16 protein-coding genes are annotated in these 22,138 nt (G+C 41.9%); 14 read left to right on the forward strand and 2 right to left on the reverse strand.

All coding sequences use genetic code 11. The features are described 5' to 3' along the window. The first annotated feature begins 2 nt into the window (after nt 1-2). The 7 genes from J4E76_RS15730 (at nt 3) to J4E76_RS15760 (ending at nt 10,677) form a co-directional block, all read left to right on the forward strand. Nucleotides 3-1,412: a sulfatase gene (locus tag J4E76_RS15730; protein WP_208505745.1), complete on the forward strand. Its 1,410-nt coding sequence runs from the start codon at nt 3-5 to the stop codon at nt 1,410-1,412. Then, nucleotides 1,409-2,752, forward strand: a complete 1,344-nt coding sequence (locus tag J4E76_RS15735; protein ID WP_236017499.1) for a sulfatase — start codon at nt 1,409-1,411, stop codon at nt 2,750-2,752. Before J4E76_RS15730 ends, J4E76_RS15735 begins: the two co-directional genes overlap by 4 nt. Before the next feature lie 172 nt (nt 2,753-2,924). Further along, nucleotides 2,925-4,976 (forward strand): alpha-L-fucosidase, encoded by a 2,052-nt coding sequence (locus J4E76_RS15740; RefSeq protein WP_208505746.1) that lies wholly within the window; start codon nt 2,925-2,927, stop codon nt 4,974-4,976. A 1-nt stretch (nt 4,977) separates the two neighbouring features. Then, nucleotides 4,978-6,798 carry an alpha-L-fucosidase gene (locus J4E76_RS15745; protein WP_208505747.1) on the forward strand — a complete coding sequence of 607 codons (1,821 nt, stop codon included), beginning with the start codon at nt 4,978-4,980 and terminating at the stop codon, nt 6,796-6,798. Nucleotides 6,799-7,045: 247 nt separating this feature from the next. After that, nucleotides 7,046-7,576, forward strand: a complete 531-nt coding sequence (locus J4E76_RS15750; RefSeq protein WP_208505748.1) for a mechanosensitive ion channel domain-containing protein — start codon at nt 7,046-7,048, stop codon at nt 7,574-7,576. A gap of 96 nt (nt 7,577-7,672) precedes the next feature. Continuing rightward, nucleotides 7,673-8,002: a PadR family transcriptional regulator gene (locus tag J4E76_RS15755; RefSeq protein ID WP_208505749.1), complete on the forward strand. Its 330-nt coding sequence runs from the start codon at nt 7,673-7,675 to the stop codon at nt 8,000-8,002. Next, nucleotides 7,999-10,677, forward strand: coding sequence for an ABC transporter permease (locus J4E76_RS15760; RefSeq protein ID WP_236017500.1), 2,679 nt, complete (start codon nt 7,999-8,001; stop codon nt 10,675-10,677). Before J4E76_RS15755 ends, J4E76_RS15760 begins: the two co-directional genes overlap by 4 nt. A gap of 40 nt (nt 10,678-10,717) precedes the next feature. On the opposite strand, the gene J4E76_RS15765 is transcribed toward J4E76_RS15760, so the two are convergent. Next, a complete protein-coding gene (locus J4E76_RS15765; RefSeq protein WP_208505750.1) occupies nt 10,718-11,650 on the reverse strand; it encodes a hypothetical protein in 933 nt (310 codons plus the stop codon). 94 nt (nt 11,651-11,744) lie between these two features. After that, entirely contained in the window at nt 11,745-12,365 is a 621-nt protein-coding gene (locus J4E76_RS15770; protein ID WP_255552103.1) for a metalloregulator ArsR/SmtB family transcription factor, read from the reverse strand. A gap of 151 nt (nt 12,366-12,516) precedes the next feature. On the opposite strand from J4E76_RS15770, the gene J4E76_RS15775 reads away from it, so the two are divergent. The 7 genes from J4E76_RS15775 (at nt 12,517) to J4E76_RS15805 (ending at nt 22,124) form a co-directional block, all read left to right on the forward strand. Further along, entirely contained in the window at nt 12,517-13,056 is a 540-nt protein-coding gene (locus J4E76_RS15775; protein ID WP_236017501.1) for a DUF4142 domain-containing protein, read from the forward strand. Continuing rightward, nucleotides 13,053-13,400, forward strand: a complete 348-nt coding sequence (locus J4E76_RS21215; protein ID WP_208505752.1) for a plastocyanin/azurin family copper-binding protein — start codon at nt 13,053-13,055, stop codon at nt 13,398-13,400. The genes J4E76_RS15775 and J4E76_RS21215 overlap by 4 nt, the downstream gene beginning before the upstream one ends. Nucleotides 13,401-13,552: 152 nt before the next feature. Then, on the forward strand, nt 13,553-14,932 hold the full coding sequence (locus J4E76_RS15785) for an aldehyde dehydrogenase family protein (RefSeq protein ID WP_208505753.1): 1,380 nt from the start codon (nt 13,553-13,555) through the stop codon (nt 14,930-14,932). Between the two features lie 95 nt (nt 14,933-15,027). Next, nucleotides 15,028-15,789 carry a triose-phosphate isomerase gene (gene tpiA, locus J4E76_RS15790; protein ID WP_208505754.1) on the forward strand — a complete coding sequence of 254 codons (762 nt, stop codon included), beginning with the start codon at nt 15,028-15,030 and terminating at the stop codon, nt 15,787-15,789. Next, nucleotides 15,789-16,622, forward strand: a complete 834-nt coding sequence (gene prmA / locus J4E76_RS15795; RefSeq protein ID WP_208505755.1) for a 50S ribosomal protein L11 methyltransferase — start codon at nt 15,789-15,791, stop codon at nt 16,620-16,622. Before tpiA ends, prmA begins: the two co-directional genes overlap by 1 nt. A 62-nt stretch (nt 16,623-16,684) precedes the next feature. Beyond that, on the forward strand, nt 16,685-21,364 hold the full coding sequence (locus tag J4E76_RS15800; protein ID WP_208505756.1) for a hypothetical protein: 4,680 nt from the start codon (nt 16,685-16,687) through the stop codon (nt 21,362-21,364). Nucleotides 21,365-21,374: 10 nt separating this feature from the next. Beyond that, on the forward strand, nt 21,375-22,124 hold the full coding sequence (locus J4E76_RS15805; protein ID WP_208505757.1) for a peroxiredoxin: 750 nt from the start codon (nt 21,375-21,377) through the stop codon (nt 22,122-22,124). Nucleotides 22,125-22,138 lie beyond the last annotated feature (14 nt).

The raw sequence follows: 22,138 nt of genomic DNA on the forward strand, positions 1-22,138 counted from the left end.
CTATGAAAAACTTCTTTGTCCTTTGCCTAGCCCTTATTTCTATTCTTACACAATCATCTAACGCTCAAGAATGGGAAGGCTCAAGACCCAACATTGTCTTTATTCTAGCCGATGATATGGGGTGGAAAGATCCGGGGTTTATGGGCAATACATATCATGAAACACCCAACCTCGATAGGTTGTCTAAGATGGGAACGATGTTTACCAATGCTTATGCAAACGCTCCGAACTGTGCCCCCACTCGAGCGAGTCTAATGACGGGCCAGTACACGCCTAGACATGGCATTTTCACGGTAGCGACAGCTGAAAGAGGAAAAAGTGAAAACAGGAAATTAATACCTCCCATCAACAAGCACGTTTTAGCTCCGGCCTTTGTCACTTTCCCTGAATTGCTACAAAAAGAAGGCTATGCTACTGCTAGTATGGGTAAATGGCACCTTGGAGGCAGTCCAAGAACCAACCCTTTAGCCCAGGGGTTTGATGTCAATATCGGTGGAGATCAAAGAGGCAGTCCAAGAAGCTATTTTAGCCCATATAAGAATGAACAACTACCCGATGGGCCGGAGGGAGAATACCTCACTGATAGACTAACCGATGAGGCATTGTCTTTCATTGATGACAATAAAGAAAAACCATTTTTTCTTTACCTCACCCACTTCGCGGTGCATACCCCCCTTCAAGGAAAAAAGGAGTTGGTTGATAAGTATGACAAAAAACCTCGGCCAGACGGCATTCATAACCCTAAATATGGAGCCATGGTCGAAAGCCTAGATGAAAGTGTCGGAAGGGTAATGGATAAGCTCTCAGAACTTGGGCTGGAGGAAAATACCATAGTAGTTTTCTTTTCCGATAATGGTCCATACTTCCGCGCTTCTGAAGCGACACCATTAAGAGGCTCAAAGGGCATGCTGTACGAAGGAGGGATCCGAGAACCATTAGTAATCTACTGGAAAGGGCATACAACTGCGGGTAAGGTGATTGACGAACCAGTTATTGGTACGGACTTTTATCCTACATTTTTAGATTTGGCTGGTATAAAGAAAGACAAGCAACTTACCCTCGATGGAGAAAGTCTTTTACCCCTTTTGGAAGCCGGCAAAAGCCTTGAAAGAGAAGCTTTATACTGGCACTTCCCGGCCTACCTAGAGCCCTACGGTGGAATGAAGGAAAAGTGGAGACAAGTTCCGGCTTCGGCCATTCGTATGGGTGATTGGAAGTTGATTGAAAATTTCGAAACGGGAGCACTTGCCTTATACAACCTTAAAACAGACATGAGTGAGTCAATCAATCTGGCCGAAAGAGAACCAGAGAAAAGGGAAGAGCTTTTTAAGGCATTGACCAAATGGAGATTGGAAGTGAATGCGCCAATACCAGTTGAACTGAACCCGGAATACAAAGAATCTAACAAATGAGTCGAAACAATCTAAAAGGTATATTTTTTATCACCTCATTGTTTGTGCTCTTTGGATGTGGTGAACCTAAAGTTGAAAAAGCTGAGAAACCCAACATTGTCATCATATTTTGCGATGATTTGGGCTATGGAGATTTAACCAGCTACGGGCACCCAACTATTAAGACACCCAACTTAGATAGAATGGCCTCTGAGGGAATGAAATTCACTAATTTCTATTCAGGGTCACCAGCCTGTACCGCAAGCAGGTATGCCCTGTTGACAGGGCGTTATCCTGTTCGTTCAGGCTTCGGTTGGGTACTGTCACCTAGATCGCCCAGAGGAATGCATCCTGAAGAGATCACCTTGGCTGAAGGGATGAAAAATGCAAGCTACAGTACCGCGATGTTTGGGAAGTGGCATTTGGGTGTTACGAAGACAGAGTATTTACCCCTCCAAAATGGGTTCGATGAATTTCTTGGATTGCCCTATAGCAATGATATGATTCCACCAAAGTGGAAAGACATTCCGTTGATTGATGGGAATGACACATTAGAGCATAACCCGGATCAAACGAAACTCACTAAAATGTATACAGAAAGGGCTGTAGACTTTATAGAAAGAAAGAGCGATGAGCCCTTCTTTCTCTATGTGCCTTATGCCATGCCCCATGTGCCATTAATGCCGGGGGCTGAATTTAATGATTCAGAAAGAGGAGCCTATGGAGATGTAGTAGAAGAAATTGATTGGGGAGTGGGAGAAATTATGAAGTCACTAAAGGCCCAAGGGATTGCTGAGAACACTTTGGTCTTTTTTACCAGTGATAATGGGCCATGGATTATAAAAGATGAAAAAGGAGGTTCTTCAGGCCTGCTCAGAGATGGAAAAGGGAGTACTTGGGAAGGAGGCATGCGCGTACCAGGAATTGCTTGGTGGCCAGGTACCGTAGAGGCAGGGACCATACAAACCCAGCGAGCCAGTACCCTAGATTTATACCATACGGCTTTCAGTCTTACAGGTCAAGAGGTTCCGAAAGATAGGCCCGTGGATGGGCGAAATATTTCAGATCTACTCCAAAATGCATCAATGCAAAAAGATGAGGCTTATTTCTACTATGGTTTAAACAATAGGCTGATGGCAGTGAGAAAAGGACCTTGGAAACTGCACTCTGTCACTTATAGCCAAACAGGTAAAGACTATTTTGAAGGGAAGCTACCACTGCTTTTCAATTTGAGCATAGATCCTTCTGAGAAGTATGAAGTTTCTGATGATAACCCACAAGTAGTTGCCGAATTGCAACAGCTGATAACGGCTCATCAAAAACAGCTAGAAAGCGAACCAACATTCTTTGATCAGCAATAGCCAGTCACTCTTGACAGCGTAATTTTCTCACAATTAAGACACGTTATTTGCATTCATTCTCTTCCAAATTCAATTAACTGCAATTATAGTGTTGGACTAGGTGAACGAACTGATAGAAATAAGAGTGAATCTGCGATACCTTAGAGGAAGATTAAACCTTAAATAAATGCGTTTGAAAAGGTCGACAGCCTACTTCCTAGTAGTGATGCTTTTGGGCACCCTAATGTCCTGTAGCGTTCAAGATCAAATAGAAAGCACCGTTCAGAGTGAGGACGCTCGAATGGAATGGTGGCGCGAAGCCAGATTTGGGATGTTTATTCATTGGGGCCTATATGCCATTCCTGCCGGAGAGTGGAATGGACAAACAAACCACGCAGAATGGATAAGAACGACTGCTGAAATCCCTCTAGATACTTATGATGAGTTCTTACCAGAATTTAACCCAGTAAAATTTGATGCTGATGCCTGGGTAAGCATGGCTAAGGAGGCCGGCATGAAGTACATCACCATTACCAGTAAACATCATGATGGCTTTGCGCTCTATGACTCCAAAGTGTCGGACTATGACGTCATGTCAACCCCATTTCAACGAGATATTCTGAAAGAGTTGGCAGAAGCCTGCAGAAAAGCGGATATCAAACTGTGCTTTTATCATTCTATAATGGACTGGCATCATCCAGATTATTTACCAAGAAGAAATTGGGAAAAAGAGAGATCTGCGGAAGGTGCGGAATTCCCTCGTTTTGTAGACTATATGAAAAGCCAACTGAAGGAACTTTTAACTGAATATGGAGACATAGGGGTCCTTTGGTTCGATGGAGAATGGGAAGACACTTGGACACATGAAGATGGTGTAGAGTTATACGATTATGTAAGAAGCTTTCAGTCAGATATTATCATAAATAATAGGGTTGATAAAGGACGTCAGGGCATGCAAGGGCTAACGGCTGAAGGAGATTTTAAAGGAGATTTTGGTACACCAGAACAAGAAATTCCAGACATGGGACTACCAGGAATCGATTGGGAAAGCTGTATGACCATGAACGATCATTGGGGGTATAACAAGAATGATGATAATTGGAAGTCTGCGAAAGATCTAATTCAAAAACTATCAGATATAGCCTCTAAAGGAGGTAACTTTTTACTCAACATTGGACCAAAAGCCGATGGTACATTCCCGCAAGAAAGCATAGATCGGCTCAAGGCCATAGGCAGCTGGATGAAAGTAAATAGTGGGTCAATTTATGGTACAAGTGCAAGTCCATTTGAACATCTGTCATGGGGTAGAGTAACGCAGAAAGCATTGCCAAGTGGCACTCGGCTTTATTTGCATGTGTTTGATTGGCCAACGGATGGTAAACTTAGACTAAGCGGCATTAGAAATAATGGCCTCAGGGCTGGACTTCTATCGAGCCCTTCAACCATGCTTGAGATCGAAAGAGATAATGATGCCTTGGTAATTACTGTTCCAGAAACATCTCCCGACCCAATTAATGCAGTAGTTTTTGTAGACATTGAGGGAACACCAGAAGTAGTATTACCACCTCAGATTATATTTGAAGAAGAGCATTTTGTGGATGAAATATCAGTTGAACTTAGACATGACAAGGACTTGACCATCAGATATACACTTGATGGAAGCCTTCCGACCTTGGAATCACCAGCCTATTCAGAAAAGCTTTCAATAGACAGGAGTGTCACTATAAATGCAAGGCTTTTTGAAAATAGCTTAGCACTCAGTGGTGTCTCAGGTCAGCAACTCACTAAAGTTGAAATGCAAAAGAGTAGTAGTCCAAGGAACCTTAAACAAGGCCTTGCTTACAGGTACTATGAAGGTGATTGGAATCAATTACCCAATTTTAAAACCCTAAAGACTAAGAAACAGGGAACCTTACCAGACTTTGATTTCAGTCCAAGAATTGAAGACGAGCATTTTGGTTTTGAATATAATGGATATATAAATATTCCTGAGAATGGGGCATACCGCTTTTATACCTCTTCGGATGACGGAAGCCAACTTTTTATAAACGATCAGTTGGTGGTTGATAATGACGGTTTACACGGAATGGTGGAAGAAAATGGATTAACGGCACTGTCCAAAGGTTATCATAAGATCCGTGTAACTTTCTTTGAAAAAAGCGGAGGAGATGGTTTAATTGTTAGCTGGAAAGGCCCAAATATCCCGAAGAATGAAGTTCCTTCTGAAGTACTTTTTAAACAATAGAATGGCAATGAAGAGAGGGTTGTTTACGACACTTGTAAGCATTGTTTTAGCAATGTTGTTTAGCTTTTCGCTAAGCGCTCAGAAGCAATATGCAGCAGATTGGGACGACTTAAAATCAAGACCCTATCCACAATGGTTCAAGGACGCCAAGCTCGGTGTTTTTATTCATTGGGGTGTTTATTCAGTGCCCGCATATAGCAACAAAGAAGACTATGGTGAATGGTACTTGAGAGGACTTATGCTCGGTGATTCTCTCAGAACATCTTATATGCGTACCCACTACGGAGAAGAATTCACCTACAGAGATTTTGCCCCTTTATTTAAAGCTCGGCTCTTTTACCCTGATGAGTGGGCCGACCTGTTCAAACGCGCAGGCGCGAAATATGTGGTAATGGTATCAAAGCATCACGATGGATATGCACTCTGGTCGAGTAAGTACGCTCCAAAATGGAACAGCATGGAGGTGGGACCCAAGCGCGATTTGGTAGGAGAATTAACAACATCAGTAAAAAAAGCTGGCTTGCATATGGGGCTCTACTATTCATTGCCTGAATGGAATAACCCACTGCACAGGTGGGATACCGACCCAGATAGAAATATTGGTCCGTATGTGGAAAAACACATGATTCCGCAATTCAAAGAACTGATTTCAACTTACAAACCAGACTTGATTTTTGCCGATGGTGAGTGGAATAACACGGCCAAAGAATGGCATTCGGCCGAACTGATATCATGGTATTTCAATCTCATGGGTGACAATGCTGTGGTCAACGATCGCTGGGGTGCTGGTAGCCAAGGAATGGGATTTCTGACACCGGAATACAGTGCAGGAATAAAAGCAACAGATAGACCTTGGGCCGAGGTAAGGGGACTTGGGCGCTCCTTTGGACTCAATCGGTTTGAGAAGCTCGATGCATACATGACGAGCGAAGAATTGATCCACTTCTTTATAAAAGCCGTGGCCAATGGCGGTGGTGTAACTATTAATGTAGGACCTACAGCTGACGGCCAAATACCATTGCTTCAACAAGATAGACTTGTACAACTGGGAAATTGGATCCAGATAAATGATGAAGCCATATATGGCTCTACAGTTTGGAAGAAAACTGGTGAAGAGAAGCGCGTAAACTTATCGCGAGTAGACCCAAACATCGATTTTAACTGGGTTCGTAATGGCCCTGGAAATCCCATCAAAGAAGACGATTTCACGGCAATATGGACAGGGTTCATTGCCCCGGAATTCTCAGAAACTTATCAATTTGAAGTTCAGGCTGACGATGGCATTCGCGTTTGGATTAATGACCAACTAATCATTAATAGTTGGAAGAATGCACCCGAAGGTGCTAATGGTTTTGTCATGGGAAGCAATACGACCTCTTCAGTCACCAACTCCATAGAATTAAAAGCAGGCGAGCGATATCAGATCAGGGTGGAGTATTTCGAGGGAAAACAAAACGCCAGTGCCCGATTATTTTGGTCGAGTGCCAGTCTGGAAAAGCAAATCGTCCGCTCTTCTAGACTTTACACCACTGCCGAAGGAGAGGTTCATGGCTTAAATGCTATTTACAGTTCTATGCAACAGCATATTGCCTATACCCTGAATAATGAAAATGTGTATGCTATCACCATGGAGTGGCCTGATGATGAGCTTGTCTTGAATATTGACCAACCCAATAGAGCGGCAAAAGTGAACCTTTTAGGCTATGAAGGGGAACTGGATTGGAGCTATGCGAATGGAAAAATGAAAATCAATACTGATGACATCAAATTCAGTCAATTGAAGAGTAAGGATGCTTGGGTATTTAAAATCACTAATTTTTAATAGCTGTTTAAAAGAGAAATGCTTCGTGTCGGCAATTATTTAAGGACACTTTTTCATACAATCAATCGATGGGAATAGCCCCTGAACAGGTCAGGGGCCTCCCTTTTCTCTAATGTCATCATGCTTGAAATAACTGACCACCTGAGGAGCGAGGAAGGTCGAGAATATTCTTAAAGAATAGCCCGAAATCATCTAAGAATGAGCAATAGTTAATATCACAAAGCTCAACAATTGTTAACTTGCCCATATGGAATACGAGAAGATCTTGGAGAGTATTGAATTATGGTTTAGTACCCATGTATTGAGTATGCTTATTTCTTTGGGCATTGTTATTCTTTATTTGATAAGTAGAAAGGTAATTAAGAGCCTTGTCAAAAAGCATGGTACAAAACATGACTTTGATAAATCCAGAATGCTTTACATCTCGAAGATTACCGGCTTAGGCAACAGTATCGTCTTTGGTGCGCTACTAGGATTTACTTGGGAGATTTCCCTTTCGGGACTATCGTTCTATTTCGCCAGTATTTTCACTGTGGTTGGTGTGGCTCTATTTGCACATTGGTCAATATTGAGCAATCTAACAGCTTCAGTCATCTTGTTCTTTTTTTTTCCGTACAGAATAGGCTCTCATATCAAAATTCAAGACGGAGATAACTCGATTGAGGGATTAATACTCGATATCAAAATGTTCTATATCGAAATTGAATTAGAAGATGGCCGAATTGCCTCTTACCCAAACAACTTAGCTATCCAAAAGGCCTCCATTCAGAAGAAATAGGTCCTGTTCAGGCAGATTTTATCAATTTTTTTTCATTTACTCAACAAAAGTGAAAATAATTATTACTTTTACTTTCGTTAAGTAAATAAATCACTTATGTCTGATCACTCACTGGGGGAATTTGAAGAGCTCATCTTGCTTATGGTAGCAGCTCATAATCGGCAAGCTTATGGTGTTCTGATCCTGGAGAACCTTGAGGAAAAGCTCAATAAAAAAGTAAACATCAGCGCTGTACATATGGCTTTGAAACGAATCGAGGCCAAAGGCTTTGTCGAATCGAGTTATGGAGGAATCACCAACGAAAGGGGAGGGCGAAGAAAGAAATACTATGCCATAACAGCGCTTGGCAAGAAGGTATTGGATCGGCAATACGAATTGCGAACAAGTATTTATAAGCAGATACCCAACATTTCATTTGGTCAATGAAAATTCAGCCACCAAAGCGCTCACTTAAGTTTCTGCGATGGTTTTGCAGAGAGGATTTCATAGAGGAGATAGAAGGCGATTTAGTCGAGCTCTTTGAAAAAAGGTATGAATGGTCTCCTGCAAAGGCAAAAAGGTCATTTACCTGGAGTGTTCTCAAATATTTCAGGCCAGCGTTTATCAAATCATTTCAAAAAATCAACAACTCAAATACAACAGCCATGTTCAAAAACTATCTCAAGGTTTCTTGGAGAAACCTCAAAAGACAACCCTTTTTTACTGCACTAAATACCTTCGGCCTTGCCATCGGTATGACGGGTGCATTACTCATTTCACTCTTTCTCTATGACGAGCTCACTTATGACAAAATGTTCGCTGATGCTGATCGGATTTACAGGGTTAACATTGATAATAAGATTGCGGGTGAGGCTAATAAATATGCTGCCGTCTCTGGTCCCTTAGCTGAGATAATGAGAAGGGATTATCCTCATTTGGAAAATTTAACCCGTTTTAAGCATACTGGAAGTAGACTTATCAGGCAGTTGGAAGCAGATCAAAATGTGAAAGAAGACAATGTGGTTGGAGCAGACCCGGCCTTCTTCAGCATGTTTGGTTTTGACTTGATCTTAGGAGACAAGAATTCAGCCTTAAGTGAAGCAAAATCACTGGTAATGACCCGATCTGCAGCAGAGAAACACTTTGGTCTGAACGATGCTCTCGGACAGCAAATGTTGCTCGACAATGACGAAGTATTTCTGGTAACGGGCATAATTGAAGATCTGCCTGACAATTCTTTTCTTAAAGATTATAGCCTCTTTCTTTCGATAACGAGTTTTGCAGATCATGATAGTCCGGCATGGAATAACTGGAATTTCCCAACTTTCATCAAGCTGAAAGACGGGGCTAGTGTACCAGACCTTCAAGATTATCTCGCCTCTGTCAAAGACAGGTACCTGTTGCCTTGGGCTATGAAGTCATTTCCAGGGCTTACCATGGAAAGTGTTAAAGAACAGGAGGCTTCAGGAAATTACATGGTATTTGATGCTATTCCACTGACAGATATTCACTTGTATTCGCCAAACCTTTCAGGAGACTTCAATCTCAATGGTGACATACAGGATGTATATATATTGTCGTTCATAGGAATTTTTCTGGTGCTCTTAGCGAGTGTAAATTTCATGAACCTTTCTACTGCCAGGTCTTTAAAAAGGTCTAAGGAAGTGGGTATAAGAAAAACACTGGGTTCAGTACGGTCTGCTATAATTGGGCAATTCTTGACAGAAGGAATTCTGGTCACTTTTCTCTCTTTGGTTTTAGCTATTGGTTTGGCGTCACTAGCAATGCCTTACTTCAATGTGCTCGCAGGAAAGTCAATGACTTTACCATTTGATCGGCCCTCGTTTTGGTTGATTGTATTGGGTGCTTCATTGCTTCTAGGTCTTTTTTCTGGAAGTTACCCGGCTTTTTTGATGTCCAAGTTTTCTCCTTTGAAAGGGCTAAGAGGTGGCGAACAAACCGTAGGTGGAGCAAAAACACGTAGTCTATTGGTCATCATTCAGTTTGCAGTATCGGTTTTTCTCATTGCCAGTACTTTGGTGGTGTTTAGACAGCTGAACTTTATCCAAGGAAAGGACCTTGGGTTCCAGAAAGATCAGATCCTAGTGCTCAATGACGTTAGTGCTGTTGGCGAACAGATTGAGACCTTTAAGCAAGAGATCGATCGGCTGGCCAAAGTGGAGCACACTTCATTAAGTAGTTATCTGCCTACGCCTTCGGACCGTAGTGGGGTTACCTATTTCCCAGAGGGGGAAGTTTTCCAAGCTAGTTCTGCTATTATTATCGATCAGTGGCATGTTGATTTTGATTATGTACCAACACTCAATATTAACCTTGTATCTGGTCGGAATTTCGATAGGGATTTAACAACTGACTCCTTAGGAGTAATACTCAATGAGTCGGCAATCAAAATGCTTGGGAAGACTCCCGAAGAGGTTTTAGGAATGAGGATCACAGATGATTTCAGAAATCCAGACGAGGCTAAAATGAAGTTTTATACCGTGATCGGAGTGGTGAAGAACTTTCATTTTGAAACAATGAGAAATAATATTGATGCCCTGAGTTTGATCATCGGCAGGAGAGAAGCTAATCTCATGATGATCAAATTAAATGCCTCCGATTTCTCTGAGACCATAGATCAAATCGATGCCCTATGGGGTGAATTAGCACCTGGACAACCTTTTGATTACTACTTCATGGACGATTCTTTCAATGAGGTCTATAAAGCCGAACAACGATTGGGCAGTATCTTTATCACATTTACCACGCTCTCCATTTTTATAGCTTGCCTCGGACTCTTTGGTTTAGCTGCCTTCAATGCTGAGAGACGAGCAAAGGAAATAGGTATTCGAAAAGTATTAGGGGCAACGGTTACTCAAATTACCCTAAGGCTTTCTTCGGACTTTCTAAAGTTGGTGGTCATCGGGATCATCATTTCGCTGCCACTCGCATGGTTTGCCATGGACAGATGGTTGCAAGATTTTTCATATAGAATAGAGATAGGTTGGCTGGTCTTCGCGATGGCAGCAGCCGTAGCAGTACTGATATCGATTCTTACAGTGAGCCATCAGAGTATGAAGGCAGCCCTGAGTAACCCAATCAAATCTTTAAGGTCTGAGTAAATTGGATAGTAGGAGCTTCTGATCAAGAAGCTCCCGCTTTCTACTGACAACCTGTTGTTCCTGGAAAGGTATCCAGACTTATGTTTTCATATATCACGCGTAAATCTGCCAGACTTCCTGACTCAGCGGTATATATATTAAAACCTACTTGCAATGTCGGAGGAAGATCAGGTCGGTCATAAGTGGCAGCAAGGTTCCATGCATTAGCACCTATAGCTCTTTGATAGAGTCGGAAGGTAGATCCATCACGACAGATTCTAAGCTCATGGTCTGTAATGCCATCTGAGATGGGTTCGAAAGGAGAAGAGCTATTATTGGTGTTTTTTGTCTCGTATCCCAATCCCTGTGGCGTATTGCCTGAAACAATATGGACATAGTCTTCTCCCGACCTATTGTCAGCACTTCGGGCCATAAGGCCTCCCAAACAAATATTGCAATCAACAGCGGCATTGGCGTCACTGGTCTTTCGAACGGAGACGGTAGCGGTGAAAGTGAAATTGCCTGTCACATTTTGATAAGCGAGTCCTCCCCGATTGCCCTCAAACCACAGAGCATTTTGTGCCATGGTGAGGTTGAGTCTTGTATCAGAGTTTTCTGAAATAGCTATGGATGTAGGGTTGAATAAATCCCAACTGTTGGAAAATGCAGTTGTGGTTTGTGTAGCCGTGCCCGCAAAATCAATGTTATTCTGTGCTGAGCCATTGACATTCACCGTACTACCTACCGGGTTAAAAGAGAAGCCATTCTTAGAAGGGATCACTGTATAGGAACCGTTGTCAACTTCTAAAGTATAGCTACCACTTTGAGAAGTATTGATGGTAGTAGAACCAATATCCACCGTTGCAACGCTTTGGATTCCAGACAAGGTACCTGAAATGACTATTGGGTCTGGATCAGGAGTTGTAGAATCATCGCCACCGCTAGAACAGGCAACAAATAGGACAGCTAGAAATAAATAGGCGCTCTTTTTCATGTCAGATGAAGTTTAAAAGTCAAATGATACATTAAAGTTGGTAAAAATTTCCAACTCCCTTGGATTGCGAAAACACCGGTGACGATTCTGTGAGTTAGAGTGCCTGAAAACGGCACTTAGGCTTTTCCCCATAAGTACAGCATCGTTCGAACTTCAAATCCGTTAAGTCTTCTAATAGCATTTGTGCCAAGAAACAAATTTCAGGATGAGTTTTGGTCGCTTCAGACAGGGGACAACTATACCCCTGAATGAAATATTTATTGTCTTCTTCAGAGATTTCCGCTAATCCTCCCAATTCATTTAACACATCAACACCAGTCTGTATTTGATTGACTTTGTTACCGGTGGCCTTTGGCCAATTTCTTGCTAACCTAAGGGCTGTGGAAGTCAGAAGCTTATGAAAGTCTGAATCGTCTAGAGAAGACCTTATTTCCGTGAGCATGTGAGAAAGCAATACACCATACGCTTTTGGAAAGAAGAGTTCGGCTTCTCCGGTCAATTCAAAAATGTGTGCTGGTTGGCCTCCACTGAGCTTGACACCAACTTGACGCACCAAATTATCTCTTTCCAATGATGCTAGGTGGGGTCTAATACCATTTGGAGTCATTCCCAACTCTGAGGAGAGTTCCTTGACACCCATGGATTTTTTTCTTAGGAGAGAAATAATGTGCCAGCGAGATTGGCCAAATAAATTCTTGTTACGATCAACACTCATTAATCTAGTGGATTTCAAGGTTTTTGAGACGAAATAAAAGTAAGAAGAAAAATTGATTGTTTATTAAACAAAGTAAATACTTGGTTTAATGTTTTTAAATTCTTTACATTTGAAAAAACAGTTTTAAAAGACTCACCATTAAGTAAAAAAAATGAAAACCGTAAAAAATCAAATGAAGAGAGGGGTATTGACCCTAGTTGGGATTGTGTTAGGTGCCAACATAGCAATGACTCAGACTAAGCTATCAGATGCTGAAGTAGCAATGGTGGCAGTAGTAGCGAATCAGATTGACATTAGTTATGCAGAAATCGCTAAGAAAAAGGCGAGAAATCAAGAAGTGAAGAAGTTTGCCGAGACCATGCTTAGCGATCATAATTCTGTGCTGGGTTTGGCTGGCGATCTAGCGAAAAAACTGGGAGTAACTCCTAAGGAAAACTCAGTTAGTAAATCACTACTTGAACAGGCCGAAAAAATCGAGAAGAGTCTGAACTCTAAGAGAGGTAAGGATTTTGATAGTTTCTATATAGATAATGAGGTGGCTTATCATGAGGCAGTTATAGCGGCTGTAGAGGACTTGCTTATACCCGAAACGGAGAACAAGGAATTGAGGGATTTGTTAAAAACTGCAGTGCCAATTTTTAAAACGCACTTAGCTCATGCCAAATCTGTGCAAGCAAAAGTATCCAAGTGATTAGCACAAAAGTGAAACTAAGGTCAGTTTTCCTGGGCTCATTTATTGTATTATTCGGCATACTAGGAACTAATGCTTGCGGGTCTTCGCATAGCCCTGAAACTCATGTCATTGTAATTAAGGGCTTGAAATTTCTTCCGAATGAATTAACTGTTCGTAAAGGAGATACGGTAAAATGGATTAATAAAGACCTTTTAGATCATGATGTTACCGAAGAAGTGGGTAGGGAATGGTCATCAGGAGTTATGAAAAATGAAGCAATTTATAAAATGGCTATTGAAGAGAATACGGATTATTTCTGTAGCCTCCATGTTGTTATGAAAGGAAAGGTTTTTGTGAAGTAGGCTTTTTGAAAAGCCCTAGGACGGAAACCCCCCATAAGTCTAAATTTAAGTGTCCGTTTCAAATTGATGGCATAGTCTGAGTCTAGGCTATGCCATTTTGATACATCTTAAGTTTTTGTACCTTAAAAACACTCGTACCATGAGAGTGATTAATGACAGAGACAAGTAGTGATATTATCAGAAACAGATTAACTGCGCAAAATGCGTTTTTCAAAAAGGGAACTACCAGATCTGTTGATGGCAGAAGAAGTTCTTTAAAGAAGTTACGAGCTACAATTTTAGCGAATCAAGAGAAGATTACGTCAGCTCTCCATACGGATTTGGGCAAGTCACCCGAAGAGGCCTTCATCACTGAAATCGGTCTTGTCATCAAAGAAATCGACCTGCATATAAAAAATGTTGGTCGGTGGTCGAAGACTAAAAGAGTACATACGCCCATTTATCTGTTGCCATCATCTAGTCATTTGAAGTACGAACCTAGGGGTACGGTTCTGATAGTAGCGCCATGGAATTACCCTTTTCAACTGATAATGACACCACTTATTGGTGCTATATCAGCTGGAAACTGTGCCATGCTCAAACCATCTGAATTCTCGCCTCACATAAATGCCGTGATGGATGAGATCATTCAGGATGTCTTTGAACCTGATCATGTAAGTATGGTTCATGGAGGTAAACCAACCAATCAAGCCCTATTCGCGGAAAAATTCGACATGATATTTTTTACGGGGAGTACTATGCTTGGAAAAGTTGTCGCTAAGGCCGCTGCTGAGAGACTGACTCCGACTGTTCTGGAGTTAGGAGGTAAAAGTCCTTGTATTATAGATGAAAGTGCCGATTTGGAAACAACAGCGAGAAAAATCGCTTGGGGAAAAACTGTCAATCTTGGGCAAACTTGCATTGCTCCTGATTACTTACTTGTTCACACAAATATAAAAGAAGAACTACAAGCCAAAATCATAGGTTATTGGAAAACTTTTTACGGAGATGATCCTCAAAAGAGTGAATTTTTACCCCGAATGGTTACTGAGCAAGCATTTGATCGCGTAACGAATTATCTAAGTCAGGGCAGGGTAGTCCATGGAGGACAAATCAATAGAGAGGACAAGTACATTGCTCCGACACTAATGGATGATGTAGACCTAGGTGGATCAATTATGGATGAGGAAATCTTCGGACCGATCTTACCTCTGATCACCTATGAGAACATTGAAGAGGCCATCAAGTTTGTCAACGGTAAAGAGAAACCACTGGCTTATTATTACTTCGGTAAAAGCACCAAAGCCAAAAGACTTCTGGAAGAAAACACTTCAGGAGGTGTCTGTATTAATGATACCCTAATTCATATTTCTAACCATGCCCTTCCTTTTGGTGGAGTTGGGTCCAGTGGAATGGGCAGGTATCATGGCAAGCATAGTTTTGAAGCCTTTTCCAATGCTCGGGCTATCATGAAGTCTCCCACATGGATTGATGTTCCTTTCCGTTATCCTCCATTTAAGTATTTCTCAATTGTGAAAAAGATTCTGTCATAGTAATCCAAACTCACGTATTGAATATTGAATTTTCCCTTTTGTTCTAAGGCTTATCTTTTCAACTCAAGTATATTTGAGCCCCAACACAAAATGACATGAGAAAAAAGATAATCGCAGGTAACTGGAAAATGAATAAGTCTTTGGAAGATGGCTTGGCGCTAGCTTCTGAGGTCACCAATATGGCTTCCGATGAAGTTTCTTCTGAAGTGACCATGATTATGTGCACGCCAGACATTCATCTATCAGCCGTCTCAGGCATAGCTAAGGATGCTACGAATGTCACTGTAGGAGCTCAGAATATGAGTGAGCATGAATCAGGCGCATATACTGGCGATTTATCAGCTGAGATGATAATATCGGCAGGTGCTTCATTTGTGATTATTGGGCATAGTGAGCGGAGAGAGTATCATTTTGAAACTAATCAGCAACTTGCTGATCGTGTAAAACTGGCGATAGCGAAAGGCCTTACACCAATCTTCTGCTGTGGTGAATCTTTGGAAACGCGCGAGGCGAACGAACATGTGGGTTTCGTGAATAACCAGCTGAAGGAAAGTCTTTTTGATCTTTCCGCAGAAGATATGAAGAAAGTTGTGATCGCTTATGAGCCTATTTGGGCGATTGGTACAGGTGTAACCGCAAGTTCTGATCAGGCACAAGAAATGCACTTAAGCATTAGAAACTCCTTGGCAGGGCAGTTTGGTCAGGAAGTGGCCGATGAGATCTCAATTCTTTATGGCGGTAGCATGAAGCCAGCGAATGCTCAAGAATTGTTAGCCCAACCGGATGTAGACGGTGGTCTAATCGGAGGCGCTTCTCTAAAAGCCCGAGACTTTATAGATATCGCAAAATCCTACTAATGGATTTTATTGAGATCAATGTTCATTGCGATCCTCCGTTCAGAGATATTCTAATGGCCGAAATGGGCTATCTGGAATTTGATTCCTTTGTTGAAACCGAGGTGGGCTTTGAGGCCTACATTTCTGAAGAAAAGTTTAGCCATCCTGCTTTACAAACGCTTTTCAATGATTATCGAAAGCAGACCAGGATATGGTATGAGCTCAAGAAGATCCCAAAAGTGAATTGGAATGAGGAATGGGAGAAGAACTATGATCCCATTTTGGTCGATGAAAAAATCTATGTGAGGGCGACTTTTCACGAGGCCAAACCTGAGTACCCATATGAGATTGTCATTGTGCCGAAAATGTCTTTCGGAACGGGCCATCATGAAACTACTCATCAACTATTGGCATTGCAGTCGGAAGTTGATCATAAAGACAAGAAAGTCTTAGATGTTGGCTCAGGCACAGGAATTTTAGCCATCATGGCGTCTAAGTTGGGAGCAGCTTCAGTTGCGGCTACAGATATTGATGACTGGTGTATTGAAAACTCTCTTGAAAACTTTGAATTGAATGCGGTGACACCTGACTTTGTTAAAAAGGGGGTGATCAGAGATTTGGACATCAAGGATGAATATGACATTGTATTGGCCAATATCAACACCAATGTCCTATTGGAAGAAATACCAACCTATGAAACCTTGCTCGTGGCTGGCGGGTATCTATTCTTAAGCGGATTCTACGAAAAGGATTTAGATCAGATATTGGCGGTAACTGCAGGTCATAACCTGAAAGAGGTAAAGCATACTACCCGAAAAAACTGGGTGGGAATGGTCCTTCAGAAAGTATCATAAGTTTTCACTATTCTGACGATTTCTTCGTTCTTTTAATAGGTCAAGACAGACAACAATACTTTATGATCAAGGGTCAAAGAGTAATCATATCAATCCTTTCACTGGTTTTTTTGTGCACAATTTTACGTGCACAGGATAATCCTCTTGATTCTATTCCTGTCTCCCCAGATGTAAAACAAATTGTAGAAACAGACGATCCGTCAAGTTTCCCTCCTCAATACGGTTTCTTTATTCAGAACTATCAAGGCAATGGCTTTTCACTAGAGATGAAGAGAGATTTGCTGATGAGTCTCACGAACCTCGATGGACTCAATATTCGTCTGCGCTATGATTTACGAGAGTATCTGGAGATACTTCAGCTAGCGAAAGAGAAGCACAGTTTCGATGATGACAAGATGAAAAAGCTGACTTATGCCATGCGTAAGGCTACAGAAAATTATGACCGGATAAATCTACAGGCTTATATAAAGACCCTACACACTTTCATGCTAGAAAACGCGATTTATAAAGATCGCTATCAGTCCATAACAATGACCAATGGGTCCTTCGAAATCTTATTTAATGGAGAGGATATTGAAAGGGAAGAGATGATAGTCTACACCCCTGCAAAGTCTATTTCTGTAGAGGAACTTAAGGCTAGAGCCCGTGGTGATTACAAAGAACCTGAACCAGAGCCTACAGATAAGATGGAGGAAGAAATACCGTCAATGTACCCTGAAATGGGTGCCGTGATTCATCTTCAGAAGGGAGACCTGGTTTTTGCCAGTAGCCAAGATACTTTCAAGATTAGCCAGACGGAAGGCTATTTGCTCTTCGATCAGAAACTGTTCAGAGGGCAAGATGGTATCGTGGATTGGTCCAGTCTCGGAATACCTGCTGATCAAATGAAATCGAGATTGAGTAACTACGAGTTTGGCGTTAATCAGCGTGAGTTCAAATTTGAAAATGTACTTTTTAGTCAACCGGAAAAAATTGATCAGCCAGTATCAGGAGAGTTGAAGTTGAATATCCGTCCTTCGCGAACCGAACGAGGAACTTACCCACGGTTTACCTCATACAATGCGGATACCCCGATTAAAGGGCTAGGTTCCGAGAAGTTGACTTTTACTGGAGGGATCACCTATGAGGGAACGAACTTCTATTCTCGATCGGCTTACGAGGAAACCTCTACGGTGACTGGGACGCTTGATGGCAAGATGCGATTTAGGTCTAGAAGTAAAGACTTCGTGTTTGATATAGAAGATTCTATTTTGACCTCCGAAGATGCCGAACTGACAATCTACCACCAAGGGGACTCAATCTTTCACCCAGCTATAGAATTTACATATGATTACAAAGTTGATCAGATGGAAGTTGAGACCAGTGTGCCAGGCTATAAAACCACCCCGTTCCGGTCGTCATTTTACAACGTGGATATTTCAGGAGATATGCTCACCTGGGACTTGAATGCGGACTCTTTAGACCTTACCATTAATTCTGCTCGAGCCGATGTTCCGCTGATGATAGAATCCAAGGATTTCTACAGCAATCAGAAATTTCAGGATATGGCCCAGATATTCAGTTTTCACCCACTTATCATGGCGGTGAATATGGCCAAAACCTATGGCGGCTCATTCTATACCAGTCAAATGGCCAGAGATAAAAACCTAGATGAAGGTCTGGTGAAGAAGACTATGGAACTGTTGATGGCACGGGGTATGGTCAAATATGACAGAACGAGTGGTCTGGTCGAGATTTTAGAAAAAGGGTATCACTATGAAGAGTCTGGAAGCAAAAATCCATACTATGACGATATTCTTATCCCATCCATTATTGGTAATGCTCCCAACGCTACATTAAATTTTGAAGATTCAGTACTGACAGTGCGAGGAGTTCAAAGGTTCCTAGTTAGCGATTCGCTCGATGTGGTGATTGCTCCAAGTGATGGGCAAATAAAGATTTTGAAGAATAGGGATATAGAGTTCAATGGTGCTTTAGATGCGGGTAACTTCCAATTCAATGGTTCAGGCTTCAAATTCAAGTACGATAGCTTCTATGTTGACATGGAAAAAATCGACTTCATCAGATTACAGATTGAAGTGGCTAATGGTAAGCGAGAAGCATTGAGTAACCAACTGGTAAGTACATCAGGAAAAATTCAAATCAATGAGCCGGATAATAAAACGGGACTGAGGTCATTACCGGAGTATCCGATTTTCACCTCATTCGAAAGTGCCAATGTATATTTTGGTGGGGATGATGTATTGAAAGGAGCTTATGACAGTACAGTGTATTTTGATATCCCACCTTTCGAAATCGACAGTGTAGCTGATGAAGACCCTTCGAAATATGAGTTTAAAGGAATATTTGCAACCGGGAACATACTTCCTGATTTTGAAGAGGGCCTAAGACTTATGCCAGACAAGAGTTTTGGTTTTGTTCATGCCATACCCGATAGCGGCTACAACCTTTATAAGACTGGAGGTCGACTCTTTGGAGAGGTGAAACTAGATAAGCAAGGGATTACCTCACCCGGTCAAATGGATTACTTAACGGGTAGTTTTGATGTCGAATTGTCAACCCTTTTTCTTGATTCTTTGGTGGCACCCAAAGGGATAAAGGCGGTGCTGCAAGAGGGTTTTGTAGATACTGTTTCTTATCCATCGATGGAAGTCGAGGCTTATAGTATGAACTGGCTGGCCAAAAGAGATAGCATGGTTTTAACAAACCTGGATATCAACAAACCATTCCAGATTTTCAATAAAAAAGCCCAGTTAAAGGGTGAGATGACTTTGCGGAAGGCTGGCCTTTATGGTGCGGGTGAAATGGATATTGATGGTGCCGTACTAATCAGTGATTCAATGGCTTTCCAGAATCAATCATTTATAGCTTCGCATTCAAGCTTAACACTGAAAGCACCTAACTCTAGAAAACCTATCCTTACGACTACTGATGCTCGGGTAGACTTTGATGTAGCCAACGAACTTGCCAACATTGGTCCTGAGATAGAAGGAGCTGCAGCCCTAGAATTCCCGTTTGCTCAATTCAAGACGTCCATACCTTCGGCTGTTTGGGATGTAAAAGGAAATATGGTCACCATGAGCAAGCCAGAGAATGTACCTATAGAGCAGTCATTCTTTTACTCCACTAACAAGCGTTTAGACTCATTGGCATTTAGTGGAACCGATGGCTTTTATGACATCGCCAAAAAGGAACTCAATGTGAAAGGAATACCCTTCATCAAGGTGGCGGATGCCAAGATTACTCCTGAGGGCAGTGAATTGACCATTTTGGAAAACTCAAGGATTGAGACGCTGAAAAATGCTGTGATCCTCATCGATACTGCCAATGCTTATCATAGACTCTTTAATGCGGAGATAGAGATTCTTTCTAGAACCAGTTTTCGAGGCCGAGGCACTTACGAGTTAGTTACCGTGAAAGACACTTTTGCTATTGAATTTGATCAGTTCCGCTTTGTAGAAAAAGATGAAGTCAATGGCCCTCATACTATGTCAAGCGGTGTTGTGAGCCCGGCTAGTAACATCCGGATTTCTCCGGGATTTATCTACCAGGGCGAGGTTACCATGTATGCTTATAAAAAAGCACTTGAACTTAAGGGAGCAGTTAAGCTGGAATTAGAAAAGATCAAGGAACGTAATATCTGGATCGAGTACGCTTCCAATGATGATATAGAAGAAGTAATCATTCCCTTCGATCAGGCACTGACTAGCGATGGATTACCGCTCAATGCGGGGATTCATTTTGATGCTAAGCAAGAGCCTTACATGTCTTTTATCACAGAGAAGCGCGATCCGGGAGATGATGATTTCTTTGTGCCCCGAGGAGGTAACTTGTTTTATGATGCTGATGAGGAGGCTTATCGAATTGAAAACTCTCAAAAATCTCTTAGTCCTGACGTCTATTTGGCGGGCAGTATGTTCTCTTACAATGAATACACTCAAGATGTCAGTTTTGAAGGCAAACTGAATTTTCTTTCAGGAGAACGCAATAGTAATATTCAGGCTGCTGGTAAGGGTAGGGGAAATCTTGATTCTGCCAACTATGAGCTTGACGCCACTATGACATTCTCATTTGGTTTGCCAGTAGAAGGGCTCGCAGCCATGGGCCAAAACCTGAAAGAAATGGGCGAGCAATTGGGTGTGGCTAGAGCACATCAAGATCGGTCAGATATGATCTATCGTGTGGCTGAGTTTATCGGTAATGATGCGACCATTGCTTGGGATAGAAGCTACGAGACCGTCCCGATTCCTTTGGCTGCAGCCACTGAAACTGGGGAATTGATCAAGGACCTGGTGATTTCCAATGTCCATTTGAAATGGTCGAAGCAGAGCAAAGCTTTCTATAGCGTTGGAAAGATCGGTGTATCCAATGTATCAAACATTGATCTCAATATGGAGTTGGATGGCTTTATAGAAATCCGAAAAACCCCTGAAGGCGATATCATTACGGTGCTTTTAGAGATGACAGATGGTACTTGGTATCACTTCAACTATGATGGTTTTAGCTTCGGTTCATTCTCTTCAAATGAGTTGTATAATGCAACGGTGCTGAATAGCAACAACGGCAAAACCAAAATTGGGTCATTTAAAACTTACATGACCACAATAGAAGAGATTACCAGATGGGCTATAGACTTCAAGAAACTCTATTATGGAGTCGATGAGCCTTACCGTCTAGTTATGGCCTCTGATTCTAACCAATCCCTCAAAAAGAAGACCACCATCGAAGGAGATGGTTTCTAGTCAAGTACCCATGAACAGATTCATTCTTACACTACTAATATTCTGTACTACGCTGTTGGCAAATGCTCAGGAGTATGACTTTTTGGATAAGGATCTCAAACGTGTACCAGCAGCGGCTTTTGGTGGCTCAATTAGATTAACGGCTCCTGCCTTTCTTTATGATGGTACATCCATCAAGCCTAGGGAACTCCAAGAATATATGTTCAATCCTGAATTGAAGATAAGTTTCTTTGGTGTGAATGAAGGCAAGTGGAAGTTGAAAGCGATCGTCTTTGAGAAAGAGTCGCCAGAATTGGTTGAAGAGAAAAGAAAGCGATATAACCGCAGAAATGGAGAAGACCCACTGCTAAATAAAGTGGCTCCCGATTTTCAAGCAACAGACCTTGCCGGAAATAAAGTTGAGCTAAGTGCCTTCCGAGGAAAACTGGTGGTTTTGAACTTCTGGTTTATTGGCTGCAAGCCATGTATTATGGAAATGCCTGACTTGAATGAGTTGGTCAAGGAGTACGAAAAGGAAGATATCGTCTTTCTGGCGATTGGTTTGGATAGACTTTCATCGATCGACACATTTCTGGCGAATGAAAAGTTTGATTATCGCATTATCCCAGAGGGCAGAACGATTGCCCACGACTACGATGTCTATGCCTACCCAACCCATTTTGTCCTTGATAAAGATGGTGTCGTGGTCTTTTCACAAACGGGTTATTCAAGTAATTTGAAGCGCACCCTCAAAAAACAGCTCAAGGAATTACTGAAGTAAGGATACTTTCTGAT

The organism is Roseivirga sp. E12 (assembly GCF_017592825.1).
GTDB lineage: Bacteria > Bacteroidota > Bacteroidia > Cytophagales > Cyclobacteriaceae > Roseivirga.

Coding starts and splice junctions, on each gene's coding strand:
- J4E76_RS15760 (WP_236017500.1), top strand. CDS start 7,999: ATGAAAATTCAGCCACCAAAGCGCTCACTTAAGTTTCTGCGATGGTTT.
- J4E76_RS15800 (WP_208505756.1), top strand. CDS start 16,685: ATGATCAAGGGTCAAAGAGTAATCATATCAATCCTTTCACTGGTTTTT.
- J4E76_RS15730 (WP_208505745.1), top strand. CDS start 3: ATGAAAAACTTCTTTGTCCTTTGCCTAGCCCTTATTTCTATTCTTACA.
- J4E76_RS15785 (WP_208505753.1), top strand. CDS start 13,553: ATGACAGAGACAAGTAGTGATATTATCAGAAACAGATTAACTGCGCAA.
- J4E76_RS15805 (WP_208505757.1), top strand. CDS start 21,375: ATGAACAGATTCATTCTTACACTACTAATATTCTGTACTACGCTGTTG.
- tpiA (WP_208505754.1), top strand. CDS start 15,028: ATGAGAAAAAAGATAATCGCAGGTAACTGGAAAATGAATAAGTCTTTG.
- J4E76_RS15755 (WP_208505749.1), top strand. CDS start 7,673: ATGTCTGATCACTCACTGGGGGAATTTGAAGAGCTCATCTTGCTTATG.
- J4E76_RS15765 (WP_208505750.1), bottom strand. CDS start 11,650: ATGAAAAAGAGCGCCTATTTATTTCTAGCTGTCCTATTTGTTGCCTGT.
- J4E76_RS15745 (WP_208505747.1), top strand. CDS start 4,978: ATGGCAATGAAGAGAGGGTTGTTTACGACACTTGTAAGCATTGTTTTA.
- J4E76_RS15770 (WP_255552103.1), bottom strand. CDS start 12,365: ATGAGTGTTGATCGTAACAAGAATTTATTTGGCCAATCTCGCTGGCAC.
- J4E76_RS15750 (WP_208505748.1), top strand. CDS start 7,046: ATGGAATACGAGAAGATCTTGGAGAGTATTGAATTATGGTTTAGTACC.
- prmA (WP_208505755.1), top strand. CDS start 15,789: ATGGATTTTATTGAGATCAATGTTCATTGCGATCCTCCGTTCAGAGAT.
- J4E76_RS15735 (WP_236017499.1), top strand. CDS start 1,409: ATGAGTCGAAACAATCTAAAAGGTATATTTTTTATCACCTCATTGTTT.
- J4E76_RS15775 (WP_236017501.1), top strand. CDS start 12,517: ATGAAAACCGTAAAAAATCAAATGAAGAGAGGGGTATTGACCCTAGTT.